Annotated in this window: 11 protein-coding genes and 1 pseudogene; 6 read left to right on the top strand and 6 right to left on the bottom strand. The window is 34.1% G+C overall.

Going from position 1 to position 12,626, the window contains the following annotated elements; genetic code table 11:
• Positions 1 to 310: 310 nt before the first annotated feature.
• The gene (locus tag KQI49_RS11935) at positions 311 to 499 is read right to left on the bottom strand and encodes a hypothetical protein (RefSeq protein WP_216489324.1); all 189 of its coding nucleotides are present in this window, start codon (positions 497 to 499) and stop codon (positions 311 to 313) included.
• Between the two features lie 86 nt (positions 500 to 585).
• Positions 586 to 780 (bottom strand): HNH endonuclease, encoded by a 195-nt coding sequence (locus KQI49_RS11930; RefSeq protein ID WP_216489323.1) that lies wholly within the window; start codon positions 778 to 780, stop codon positions 586 to 588.
• Positions 781 to 1,481: 701 nt separating this feature from the next.
• Between KQI49_RS11930 and KQI49_RS11925 the strand changes: the two genes are divergently transcribed.
• From KQI49_RS11925 to KQI49_RS11905, 5 genes are all read left to right on the top strand, one after another.
• Positions 1,482 to 1,850: an ArsR/SmtB family transcription factor gene (locus KQI49_RS11925; protein ID WP_216489322.1), complete on the top strand. Its 369-nt coding sequence runs from the start codon at positions 1,482 to 1,484 to the stop codon at positions 1,848 to 1,850.
• Entirely contained in the window at positions 1,843 to 4,233 is a 2,391-nt protein-coding gene (locus tag KQI49_RS11920; RefSeq protein ID WP_216489321.1) for a heavy metal translocating P-type ATPase, read from the top strand. The genes KQI49_RS11925 and KQI49_RS11920 overlap by 8 nt, the downstream gene beginning before the upstream one ends.
• Before the next feature lie 77 nt (positions 4,234 to 4,310).
• The gene (locus KQI49_RS11915) at positions 4,311 to 4,928 is read left to right on the top strand and encodes a CadD family cadmium resistance transporter (RefSeq protein ID WP_216489320.1); all 618 of its coding nucleotides are present in this window, start codon (positions 4,311 to 4,313) and stop codon (positions 4,926 to 4,928) included.
• Positions 4,929 to 5,249: 321 nt separating this feature from the next.
• Positions 5,250 to 5,426 (top strand): hypothetical protein, encoded by a 177-nt coding sequence (locus KQI49_RS11910; protein WP_216489319.1) that lies wholly within the window; start codon positions 5,250 to 5,252, stop codon positions 5,424 to 5,426.
• Positions 5,423 to 6,958: a recombinase family protein gene (locus tag KQI49_RS11905; protein WP_216489317.1), complete on the top strand. Its 1,536-nt coding sequence runs from the start codon at positions 5,423 to 5,425 to the stop codon at positions 6,956 to 6,958. The genes KQI49_RS11910 and KQI49_RS11905 overlap by 4 nt, the downstream gene beginning before the upstream one ends.
• 95 nt (positions 6,959 to 7,053) lie before the next feature.
• On the opposite strand, the gene KQI49_RS11900 is transcribed toward KQI49_RS11905, so the two are convergent.
• Complete coding sequence (locus KQI49_RS11900) at positions 7,054 to 7,362, bottom strand: nucleotidyltransferase family protein (protein WP_216489315.1); 309 nt, start codon at positions 7,360 to 7,362, stop codon at positions 7,054 to 7,056.
• Between the two features lie 298 nt (positions 7,363 to 7,660).
• Here KQI49_RS11900 and KQI49_RS11895 point away from each other — a divergent pair, with 298 nt between their 5' ends.
• A complete protein-coding gene (locus KQI49_RS11895) occupies positions 7,661 to 8,641 on the top strand; it encodes an arsenic resistance protein (protein ID WP_216489313.1) in 981 nt (326 codons plus the stop codon).
• 104 nt (positions 8,642 to 8,745) lie between these two features.
• Here KQI49_RS11895 and merA read toward each other — a convergent pair whose 3' ends face one another.
• The 3 genes and pseudogenes from merA to KQI49_RS11880 form a co-directional block, all read right to left on the bottom strand.
• The gene (gene merA / locus KQI49_RS11890) at positions 8,746 to 10,362 is read right to left on the bottom strand and encodes a mercury(II) reductase (protein ID WP_253286812.1); all 1,617 of its coding nucleotides are present in this window, start codon (positions 10,360 to 10,362) and stop codon (positions 8,746 to 8,748) included.
• Positions 10,363 to 10,421: 59 nt separating this feature from the next.
• Complete coding sequence (merR, locus tag KQI49_RS11885; RefSeq protein WP_216489309.1) at positions 10,422 to 10,820, bottom strand: mercury resistance transcriptional regulator MerR; 399 nt, start codon at positions 10,818 to 10,820, stop codon at positions 10,422 to 10,424.
• Positions 10,821 to 10,972: 152 nt separating this feature from the next.
• Positions 10,973 to 12,610: pseudogene (locus KQI49_RS11880) on the bottom strand (FAD-dependent oxidoreductase).
• Positions 12,611 to 12,626: the final 16 nt, after the last annotated feature.

Raw genomic sequence — 12,626 nt, 5'->3', positions numbered from 1 at the left:
TTTGACTTGGCCAATAGAATAACCTCCCAATCGTTATATTTTTATCTTACAATAAAAAAACTGAACTGCGAAGCAAGAGTCGTACGCTCTCTCACTTACACAGTTCAGTTTACACTCCCTCCGTTTTCTTTATTCAATTATAAATTCCTTTTATTTAATCTTATACTGGATTACTCCAATTAATTTCATCTTCTACTTTCTTCTACCCATTGCAGTTCCTAAATCTGCCGTAGCAATACAATAGGTTATAGTTTGTTTATGTCCTTTCCCTGACCATCAACCATCCTTTGTAAGAGTGACATAATTCGATTTATCCGTTCCTTTTCCCGAATTTCAACACCTCTATCTTCTTCTGTATCAATGTACCATCGTAAAACTCCTTTACCCAACCATTCTTCGTGTTATATACAATAGCTGTCTTATGTACTTTCGCATCGATCCTTGCACGTTCACCTGTCATCTTAGCCCATTTTCCACCCTTTCGAATTTCCTCTTGCATTCTCGTTCTGTCATAAAATCACTTTATCCTCCTATTCTACTCACCGCTTATCTACGTTCAAAAAAACAATATAATAATTAATCCATTTAACCTTGTTCAATCAATTCCACATTATTTATATATTCCTCATACCCAATATCAGCTTTATTTCGATTACACTCGATACAAGCACAAACACAATTATTAGGCGTTCTTGCTCCTCCCTTTGAATTAGGAACTTTATGATCAATTGTATCACCGTAAAAACCGCAATAATGACAGGTATAACCATCTCGTTCCAATACAAATTCCCTTACAGATTTCCAATTGAAGAAATTGTGTATTAAATTACTATGTACTTTACCTACCGCTCCTTCTTCCACTAGCTTCTTTGCTTTGTCATAGCTTATTATATTTTCATATCTATAACCCCTTACACTACGGCCCCCGTATAACAATTTCTTTAAAAGGATCTAATAGGGACGTATCGAATTTATATTCTAGTCGTAGATCTAGTATTCTTTCATGCCTACGTTTTTTGCAAGCCGGGCAATATGATTTTCTTTTAGATGGATTACTTCTTCTCCCACCTGTAGTTTCGAATTTCTTAATATATTTAGTTTCCCCACATATTTTGCATGTCTTATAGAGTCTACAAGTGTCACCAATACTTACACCCAATGTAATCTCCTCCTAAATGACACTACCTATTTCTATTTCCCCTTAGCCTTTATCAAAACTTGTTAGTCTAGTCGTTGAATACGGAGTAATGATTAAATATAACTTTCTATTCCATGAACTATGGGATAAATGGTTTAGAAATAAGAAATGAACGGTAACAAAAAGTAGTGCTTTTTGTATTAAAAAGCAGAATAGGTGAAGAAGAATTGGAATATGTAGCTCCGATTCTTCTTTTATTTTTCATTCAAATAATTATTTGAATGAAAAATAAAAAGTGTTATACTATATTCAAGTATATATTTGAATAATGAGGAGTGAAAATATGAGTAAGAAGGATACCTGTGAAGTTTTTTGTTATGACGAAGAAAAGGTTAATCGAATACAGAGTGATTTACAAACAGTAGATATTTCTGGTATTTCTCAAATGTTAAAAGCAATTGCCGATGAAAATAGAGCAAAAATCACTTATGCTCTGTGTCAAGATGATGAGCTATGTGTTTGTGATATAGCAAATATCTTAGGAGTTACGGTTGCTAATGCTTCTCATCATTTACGAACACTTTATAAGCAAAGGATTGTCAAATATCGGAAGGAAGGAAAGCTCTCCTTTTATTCGTTAAACGATGAACATATCAAACAAATTATGATGATTGCATTAACACACAAGAAAGAGGTGGAGGTAAATGTCTGAACAAGCAGAACGATCAGAATTTGAAATGACTTCCTACCGAGTACAAGGTTTTTCATGTGCGAATTGTGCAGGAAAATTTGAAAGAAATGTTAAGAAACTACCCAATGTTCAAGATGCAAAAGTTAATTTCGGTGCATCCAAAATATCCGTGTATGGTGATGCAACTATTGATGAATTAGAGAAAGCAGGAGCTTTTGAAAGTCTTAAAGTAATGCCTGAAAAACGAAAACGGCAAGCGCCAATTGTTGTTCATCAAGATAAAAATGTGTACCGGGTTGAAGGTTTTTCGTGTGCTAATTGTGCGGGTAAATTCGAAAAGAATGTAAAAAACTTATCAGGTGTTCAGGATGCAAAAGTAAATTTTGGTGCATCTAAAATCGAAGTATATGGCGATACAACCATTGACGAATTAGAAAAAGCTGGCGCTTTTGAAAATCTTAAAGTGACTACTGATAAACCATTAAGAGAAGAGAAGAAAGAGGCCAAAGAAAAAAAGGAGCTATTTTATAAAAAACACAACACGTTACTATATGCTTCTTTATTAATCGTTTTTGGTTATATTTCTCAGATTGCTAATGGAGAAGAAAATATTATTACTTCCCTATTGTTTGCAGCAGCGATAGTAATTGGCGGATATTCACTCTTTAAAGTCGGGTTTCAAAACTTGCTACATTTTGAATTTGACATGAAAACCCTTATGACAGTGGCTGTTATTGGGGCAGCTATTATTGGGGAATGGGCAGAGGGTGCAATTGTCGTTATTCTCTTTGCAATTAGTGAAGCTCTAGAAAGATTTTCTATGGACCGAGCAAGACAATCGATTCGATCTCTAATGGATATTGCTCCTAAAGAGGCGCTTGTTAGAAGGAATGGGCAAGAAATGATGATTTCTGTTGATGATATTGCTGTTGGCGATATTATGATTGTGAAACCCGGTCAAAAGCTTGCTATGGATGGTGTAGTAGTAAATGGTTACTCTGCTGTTAATCAAGCAGCTATTACAGGCGAGTCTGTCCCTGTCGAGAAAACAGTAGAAGATGAAGTTTTTGCAGGCACATTAAATGAAGAGGGAATACTTGAGGTTAGAGTAACAAAGTTGGTTGAAGATACAACAATCTCCAAAATCATTCACCTTGTTGAAGAAGCTCAAGGGGAACGCGCGCCTTCTCAAGCGTTTGTAGATAAATTTGCAAAATATTATACGCCTATTATTATGATTATCGCAGGGTTGGTTGCAGTAGTACCACCATTATTATTTGGTGGTAGCTGGGGAACTTGGGTTTATCAAGGGTTAGCAGTATTGGTCGTTGGCTGTCCTTGTGCATTAGTTATTTCAACTCCTATTTCAATTGTTTCAGCAATTGGAAATGCAGCTAAAAAAGGTGTACTTATAAAAGGCGGAAATTATCTAGAAGAAATGGGTGCTTTAAAAGCAATTGCTTTTGATAAAACGGGTACACTTACAAAAGGAGTCCCAGTTGTAACAGATTTTAACGTGTTGAACAATCAGGTAAATGCAGAAGAAATGTTGTCCATCATTACTGCATTAGAATATCGTTCTGGGCATCCTCTAGCTTCAGCCGTTATGAAAAGAGCAGAAGAGGAGAACATTGCCTACACTCATATAATCGTGGATGATTTCTCTTCTATTACAGGAAAAGGAATTAAGGGGACTATCAACGGAACGACTTATTACATTGGAAATCCGAAATTATTTGAGAATCTATCAGTTGATTTTAATAATGAACAAGATCAACTTATTAAGACCCTTCAAAATCAAGGTAAAACTGCAATGGTTGTTGGAACTGAAAAAGAAATACTTGCTGCCATTGCGGTAGCTGATGAAGTACGTGATTCAAGCAAGGAGGTTATTCAAAAGTTACATCAACTTGGAATCAAAAAAACTATTATGCTTACAGGTGATAACAAAGGTACAGCGAATGCAATTGGAGGGCATGTTCGGGTAACAGATATTCAAGCAGAATTATTACCACAAGATAAGTTAGAATTTATTAAACAATTGAGATCCGAATATGGAAACGTAGCGATGGTTGGCGATGGTGTCAATGATGCCCCTGCGTTAGCTGCCTCTACTGTTGGAATCGCAATGGGTGGAGCAGGTACAGATACCGCACTTGAAACGGCGGACGTTGCTTTAATGGGAGATGATTTAAGGAAACTTCCATTTTCTGTGGAACTAAGCCGAAAAGCACTTACTATAATTAAGCAAAACATTACCTTCGCATTAGCTATTAAATTCATTGCCTTATTATTGGTTATCCCCGGTTGGCTAACACTTTGGATTGCCATCCTTTCAGATATGGGAGCAACTCTTTTAGTCGCATTAAACGGTTTAAGGTTAATGCAGGTCAAAGAAAATTAATATATAAATATATGTGTAAAATTAAGGGCTTTTCTTCCCATTGAAAAGCCCTATCCAGAAGCATTGGAGATGAAATAATGATTACAACGGCACTTACAGCAGCTGCAGTTTATGTAGCAACAGGGATTGACTATCTTATTATTTTAATCCTTTTATTTTCGCAAATAAAAAAAGGACAAGCAAAACATATATGGATTGGACAATACATAGGTACGGCTATTATTATAGCTGCAAGTCTTTTAGTTGCTCTAGGTATTACATGGTTAATTCCTGAGCAATGGGTTTTAGGTCTCCTTGGTCTTATTCCCCTTTATCTTGGTATTAAGATTTGGATCAAGGGAGAGGAGGATGAAAGTGAAAGCAATATATTATCTTTATTTTCCTCCAATCGGTTTAATCAATTATATTTAACCGTTACATTTATTGTCCTGTCTTCCAGTGCAGATGACTTTTCTATTTATATACCGTATTTCACGGCATTAAATACGGTAGAAATCCTTGTTGCTAGTATTGTCTTTTTCATTATGGTTGGGGTTTTATGCTTTATTAGCTATCGCTTAGCTTCCTTAGAATTTGTATCGGAAAAAATTGAGAAATATGAACGTTGGGTTGTACCAATTGTATTTATAGGGCTAGGTATTTATATTTTGTTTGAAAATGGTACATTAAATGCATTATTCGCATTCCTATTTTAACAAATGGGTACTTTAAGACAATCAGGATAAAATTAAAGGGTCTAAAATATGCAAGTTTTTATGAACTACTTGCGTATTTTAGGCTCTTTTTGCATTCATAAAAGATACTGCCATATATATCATTTTTTTCCTATAAATGACTATCCCATGCTATCTAATTGAATTTATATAAATATTTCCCCAATTTCCAAATAAAATAAAAATATTTTTGATTTCCTCTTAAAATATCATTTTTCTGCGGTTATCATGTTTCAGCAAATGACAAGCCGGCTGTTATTTGTGTCTTAAAACCACAAATAGATAAGGGGAGTTCATTAAATTATGATGAAAAATGAAATATTAGATTACGATAAAGATTACAGACTTAGACTTGCGACAAATAAAGAGTTAACAAGAATAAAGGGCTATGACTTTCTAAATTACCTAACTGACCTAATGGTTAAATATTCGGATTCTATAGGAGAAGCATTTTCTATTGAAATGGAGAGAGAAATATGACAGCAAAGATTGAAATGTCAGGGATGCAAGTTAATATGCCAGTAAAATATATAAGAGCTTATGCTTATGTTCGTGTTAGTACAAATAAACAATTAGATAACACATCTATTGAACAACAAATTGAGGCAATAGAAAAGTATTGTAACGAAAATAATATTGATCTTGTGAAAATATTTGTAGAGGAACCCGCATCCGGAGAAAGCTTTTCAAATAGACCTGAGTTTAAAGAGATGTTTTATAATGTTTTCCAAAAGGGGAATAATATTGATTCAATCATTGTATTTAAACAAGACCGTATATCACGTAATTCTTTAGATTCCCAATATATCTTCAGTCGTTTAAAAAAGGCTAACAAGAATTTAATCTCCATTGCTGATAATATCGATACAAACGACCCTAACTCGAAACTAATTTATCAGATATTAGGTATTATTGCTGAGGTAGAAAAAGACCTAATCGCTTTTCGTACGTCACTAGGGATGGAGAAAACATTTGAAAATGGCTACTTTAACGGTGGGAGAGTATTTGGTTACGATTTAATCAACAAGAAATTAGTAGTTGATGAAGAGGAAGCAAAGGTAGTTAAATACATTTTCGATTGTTACTCCAATAAAATGTGGGGTTATAGAAAAATAGCTACTAATTTAAATATGCAAGGTATCAAAACTAAAAAGGATAATCATTGGTCAATTACTGCTGTTAAAACCATTCTCAATAACAAAATCTACACTGGATATGTTAAATGGAAAGGTAAATATAAAAAAGGTAACCATTATCCGATTATCAGTGAAGAACTTTGGGAAAGAACCCAAAAACTTTTATCGCTTCGTAGTTATACCCAAGAAAAATTACACAACGGATCCTTTCCATTATCAGGTCTATTAAAGTGTCCTACTTGTGGCGGTGCAATGGTACAAGGGAATGCAAACAAAAAATACAAATATTACGTGTGTGGCCGTTTTAAAAACAGTGGCTCTAAAGCATGTAATTCGAATCTTGTAAAAAAGGAGTATGCAGAACAAGAGGTATTGTCGCAGGTTATGAATTACCTTAACAATCTAAACCTTTCTGTACCATTACAAACAGTTGTTATCGATAATCTAAAAAGTGAACTTGAACCAATTGAAGAAGAACTTAAATCACTAGAAAAAAGTTTAAGAGAACTAAAAAGAGAAAAACAGGAACTCTTGCAGCTCTATACGAAGAAAATAGTAGACATAAATACACTTAGTGATGAAATGAAAAGAGTTCAGAATCAAGAAAGTGAACAAAAGGAATTTAAAATACTACTAACAAAGCAGATCGAACTAAAGAAAAACAATGACTTATTACCAGTAATTAACCGCATTACTAGTGATTTTAATTCCTTTTATAACCTATTAGATGACTATGATAAAAAAGAATTACTCCGGTTTCTTATCAAGGAAATTCAAATAAATTCTGGAGAAAAACCTAAAGATCGAACAATCAAGAAAATAGTCTACGAGTTTGATCAAGAGTTATTTAAGGGGATAAGTCGTGAGGTTGTTTAACAACTTGTTGGCATTTTACTACAGATGTGTAATTTTTTAGTCTGAGCTAATTAGCAGTCTATTTTTAACGAATAGACTGCTAAATTATAATCTGATTATTTGTCCTCTTCTACATATGTAATGGTCGATAAAATATTTGATTTTAAAGCAGGTTTAATATCATTTATTATAACTAAATCTACTGTTTTCTGAAAATGATCCTCAAGGTTCATTTTTAAATCCATGTAATTATCAAAGGATAAATCTGAGTCGTTAAATTCTACAACCACATCAATATCGCTAGATTCATTTTGTATGTCAAGACTATACGAACCGAACAAGCCAATCCGCTTAACACCATATTTATCTCTCCATGTATTTAAGTGCTTTGACAATTGATCGAGGATTTCTTGTTTCAATAACATATCATCAGCACCATTTCTGATTATTGATTAAATTCCTTTATAATTCCGAACCACATTAGCAAATATTAAATTCCTAATACTACTCTACCATTTACTTGAAAAATTCCCCTAATACCTCTACAAGCTAAATTCCTTATCTGACCGTTCCTCCAATTCGTTAAATAACTTCATAAAAGTACTTCTCCTTTCTTTAAGAAATTCACCAGTTTGTTAATTAGCAATAATAAATAGAGTGTATTATGCTAATCTATAGGAAGGGTATTCCTAATCGCTTATTTTTAGGAAAGGAAATTGACTTATGGGGATATTAGAAAAACTACAAACCTTTATCATTTTATTTGCTGTCGGCTTAGGTCTTTTATTAGGACAAGTAAACATCATAGAACAACATGCGGATTCTCTAGTTATTCCATTTCTATTCTTGATGCTATATGGGTTGTTTTTGACGATTCCATTGCAACAATTAAAGAAGGCTTTTTTAAATATTAAATTCCTTGGATCTAGCACCATCATTAATTTTATTTGGACACCAGTATTAGCTTGGGGTTTAGGATCCTTTTTCTTATCCGATTATCCAGCTTTATGGATTGGTTTTATTATGCTAATGGTAACACCTTGCACAGATTGGTATCTCGCTTTTACTGGCATAGCAAAAGGAAATATATCTCTTTCAACATCAATTTTACCGGTTAATTTAATTCTGCAAGTCGTACTTTTGCCAGTATATTTGCTGATATTCGCTGGAACAATTGAAACAATACAAATATCAACGCTTATAGAAAGTATATTGATTGTATTGGTTATTCCTTTCACACTTGCTCACCTTACTCGATTCTTATTAAGAAATAGAGAATTTATGTTAAACATCAAGATTATCCCCTTTTTCGCTAATGCTCAGATTTTCTTTTTATCATTGGCAATTATGGCAATGTTTGCTTCACAAGGTTCTTACTTGCTTGACAATCTAGAGGTCATATACATTTTAATTATTCCAGTATTGTTGTTTTTTGTTATTAATTATATAGTAGGACGAATGATTGGGAGATTTTTAAAGTTTTCCTATGAAGATTCGGTTAGTTTAAGTATGACGATTATTGCTAGGAATTCACCGGTGGCTTTAGCTATAGCTGTCACAGCATTTCCGAATCAACCACTCATTGCTTTAGCTTTGGTTATTGGACCATTAATTGAATTACCTGTCCTTGCCATTGTCTCCCAAATACTGCTTTTCACAAGAAAAAAGTATAAAAATGAAGATTTCCCTAAAATGTTAGGCTAACCTTCATTTTTTATTAAGCTTCTATTATAAAGGATTTCTTATTTACTAATAGACAAAACAACAAATACCAAAATTAACAAAGGCTTTATGCATGTTAATTTATTTTAACCTGCGCAACAAGATAATTTGGAAACATCTTTATCAAATGTAAGAGCAGCTAATCTTAATCCTTCTGCCATTGTTAAATATGGTGCAAGGCTATCTTTTAAATCGTCCACGGTCAAGCCAAACTTAACTGCTAATGTCGCTGCATAAATCACATCACCTGCATTTTCAGATACAACATGAACTCCAAGAACTTTTAATGTTTTAGCATCAGCAACCATCTTAAATACACCTGTTGTTTCACGGTTTACTAATGCTCTTGGAACGGCATCTAAAGATAATACAGATGTTTTTACTTCATAGCCTTGATCTTTTGCTTGTTCTTCTGTTAAACCAACTGTTGCAATTGATGGATTTATAAACGTGACAGCAGGAATAACGGATAAATCTAATTTTTTATTTAAACCACCAATCGCATTATCAGCAACAACTCCACCTTCATAGGCTGCTACATAGACAAATTGAGGTCCTAATGTTACATCTCCTGCTGCATAAATCTTTTCATTACTTGTTCTGGCATAATCATTTATCAGGATTTCGTTTCGTTTTCCGACTTCAACTCCTGCTGCACTTAAATTTAAAGAATCCGTATTTGGTTTTCTTCCTGTTGCAAGAAGTAAATGTTCTGTCTCCACGACTTTTTTCTTACCATCTACCGTTATATTAACCTTTATTATCTCTCCAACTTGTTCAACACGCTCATAAGTTACCTCTTTAATAAGGTTTATACCCTGTTCGATTAAGACTCTTTCTACAGCTTCGGAAATTTCTGGATCATATTCTTTTAAAAGATGCTCACTTCTCTGTAGAAGCGTTACTTCTGAACCTAAATTATGAAACAGTTGCCCCAGTTCCAATCCGATATAGCCTGAACCAATAACAGTTAATCGTTTAGGCACTTTTTTTAAATCGAGTAGTGTTGTACTTGTTAGATAGTCCACTACTTCAAGTCCTGAAATCGTTGGTATAGATGGCGAAGCACCTGTTGCAATTAAAAATCGTTTTGCAGAAAGTTTCTCTCCATTTACCTCAACTGTATTTTCATCAACAAACTTAGCTTCACCCTTTATTAAATCAATGCCATATTCATCAATTAAATCTATATATTTTTGATTTCGTAGTTCGGTAACTAATTCATCCTTTTGATCAACCAATGAGGCTAAATCGACTTCCCCAGCAGATGTTTGTAGACCTATGAACGGATTTCCTTTTGCGAAATGATTGATTTCCCCTGCTCTTAGAAGTGTTTTTGATGGAACACAGCCATTATTTACACAAGTTCCTCCAACTATTTCACGTTCAATCATTCCCACTTTTGCACCATATCCAATTGATTTAATAGCAGCAGAAAAAGCTGCCCCTCCTGAGCCGATTATGAGTAAATCATAATCATCTTTGTTGTCTAACTCAAAATTTTTCAAGTCCTGCAATGAAATTTCTTCTATGGCTTCGGGTTGATATTTTGCTTGTTTAATTGCCTGTCTTACACTTTCAACATAAACATCATTTGGTAATTCAAATACCGATTCACCACGTTGAAAACTGGTTTCGATATCTTTAGCACCTATGCTTGTTAATGCAGCATCAATATGTTGTTCACATCCTGTACAGGTCATTCCATTGATTTTAATCCGATATTTTTTCACTATTTTCTCCTCCTCAATCTACAGTATCTTTAATCAAATATTAACGATTCAATAATAGGACATTGATTTATTGCCTTTTGGTCTGGACATCGGCTTTTTAAATCCTTTAACATTGACTCAATACGCTTTAAGTCTGCAATTTGTTCTTGAATTTCTATTTCCTTTTTTGATACAAATTCAAATATATTTTTGCACCGAACTTCATCATTATCAACAACACCAAGTAATTTATAGATTTCACTCAATGAAAATCCCAAGTCTTGCAGTCTTTTGATAAATTTTACACGCTTAACATCATCATCCGAATATATCCTATAACCTGCATTGGTTCGGGAAGGTTCTTTTAATAATGCTTTATGTTCGTAATATCTAATCGTCTCTTTATTTACACCGCATTTTTCTGCAAATGCACTAATTCGGTAACTCAAAAGTAAATCACCCCTTTAAACATAATAAACCGTGTACCTTAGTACACGGTCAAGTATATTACTAATATTTTTTACTGCATGAAACATTACTTACAAGCTACTAAAAACATCTTTACTCCTATTTACAAAAATGATGTATAAACAGGTTCTTTTTATGACTTTCGCTTAAAACTTTGATAATTCTTATTCCCGCCAGAAAGATTAAACACCTCTTTAAAGTCCATATTTATTAATACATTCTGTGCAGCATTTCCGGTTACACCCTTATTACAGTATGTCACGGTAGGGATATTAGGATCTAATTTCTTCGCTTCCTCACGTAACTTTGCTAATGGAATATTAACTGCTCCATCCACTTTCGATACCTCATACTGCTTCGTTGCTCTTGTATCGATGATTTGTAATTTTTCACCATTCTCGATTCGGTCCGTTAATTCTTGTGGGGTAATCAGTTTATTTTTCTTATCAATCGCATTTTGTAAAGCCATACCTGTATACATTACCGGATCTTTCGTTGTACTAAATGGTGGTGCATATGCTAAATCTAGATGGAACAAGTCTTTCGCTTTTGCTTTAAAGGTAATGGCCGTTACAAAGACATCGATTCGCTTATCAACACCATCTTCACCTACAATTTGCACCCCAAGGATTTGGCTTGTTTTCCTATCTGCAATTGCCTTAATTACTAATTCTTTACCACCTAGATATTCTGCTCTGGCTGGTTTAATATTGTGAAGGACTTCGATATCAAATCCTTCTTCCTTAGCCTCTTTTTCACTTAATCCGGTATAACCTACCGCTAAGTCAAACACCCTCAAAATTCCCGTACCTAATATTCCTCGATGTTCCAAATCTCCACCAGTAATAACATCACCAGCGATACGTCCCATTTTATTAGCTGTAGAGCCTAACGGACGGTATATAGGTTTTCCAGTTATAACCGAAAAACTTTCTGCTACGTCCCCAACGGCATAGATATTAGGTAGATTCGTTTGCATCTTGGTATTCACTTTAATCGCTCCAGATATGCCTAATTCCACGCCTAAATCTCGTATTTGGTCTAACACCTGTTGCTAAAATAACCATATCTGAATCAATGACATTGCCACTTTTCGTTTCCACAGTATTCTCCGTAATCACAGTTGCTTCTTCATTTAATAACAAGTTTACTCCGTTATTTCGGATATGCTATGCTCTTCTACACGGAATGCCATATCTTTATCCAAATGTGGCATAATCTGATTGCTACGCTGTACAATTGTTACTTCTAATCCTTTATGAGTCAACTGTTCTGCCATTTCAAGTCCGATGAAACCAGCACCGATAATAGTCACCTTTTTCGGATTATTAGAAACCATAAACGAATTTATAGATGCTGTGTTTTGGATATTGCGGACATGAAAGACGTGATTCATATCTACCCCTTTGATTGGTGGTGTAATTGGAGTCGCACCAGTTGCAAATACTAAGGTATCGTAATTGTCTTCTTTGGTCTCACTGGTATCTAAATTTTTAACTGTAATTATTTTCTTATCTGGGTCTATCTCGATAACTTCATGACGGGTGTGAATATCCACGTTGTAACGTTTCTTAAACCATGCAGCACTTCTAGGTGTTAGTGTCTCTAATTCGTCAACTTCCCCTCCTAAAAAGTAGGGAATTCCACAAATGGAATAAGAGATATCATAGTCTGCATTATATAACGTGATTTCTGCATTCTCGTCGTTTCTGCGTGCCTTTGCAGCAACAGATGTACCAGCTGCAACTGAACCAATAATAATTATCTTCATATATTTATAATCCTCC

Source organism: Virgibacillus sp. MSJ-26, assembly GCF_018918075.1.
GTDB lineage: Bacteria > Bacillota > Bacilli > Bacillales > Amphibacillaceae > MSJ-26.
Note: the sequence above shows the minus strand (reverse complement) of the source record. Positions and strands in the feature narration are given on the sequence as shown.

Excerpts from the sequence above, each read along its gene's own strand:
- KQI49_RS11935 (WP_216489324.1), bottom strand. The coding sequence starts at position 499 with ATGCAAGAGGAAATTCGAAAGGGTGGAAAATGGGCTAAGATGACAGGT.
- KQI49_RS11925 (WP_216489322.1), top strand. The coding sequence starts at position 1,482 with ATGAGTAAGAAGGATACCTGTGAAGTTTTTTGTTATGACGAAGAAAAG.
- KQI49_RS11920 (WP_216489321.1), top strand. The coding sequence starts at position 1,843 with ATGTCTGAACAAGCAGAACGATCAGAATTTGAAATGACTTCCTACCGA.
- KQI49_RS11915 (WP_216489320.1), top strand. The coding sequence starts at position 4,311 with ATGATTACAACGGCACTTACAGCAGCTGCAGTTTATGTAGCAACAGGG.
- KQI49_RS11910 (WP_216489319.1), top strand. The coding sequence starts at position 5,250 with ATGATGAAAAATGAAATATTAGATTACGATAAAGATTACAGACTTAGA.
- KQI49_RS11905 (WP_216489317.1), top strand. The coding sequence starts at position 5,423 with ATGACAGCAAAGATTGAAATGTCAGGGATGCAAGTTAATATGCCAGTA.
- KQI49_RS11900 (WP_216489315.1), bottom strand. The coding sequence starts at position 7,362 with ATGTTATTGAAACAAGAAATCCTCGATCAATTGTCAAAGCACTTAAAT.
- KQI49_RS11895 (WP_216489313.1), top strand. The coding sequence starts at position 7,661 with ATGGGGATATTAGAAAAACTACAAACCTTTATCATTTTATTTGCTGTC.
- merA (WP_253286812.1), bottom strand. The coding sequence starts at position 10,362 with ATGACCTGTACAGGATGTGAACAACATATTGATGCTGCATTAACAAGC.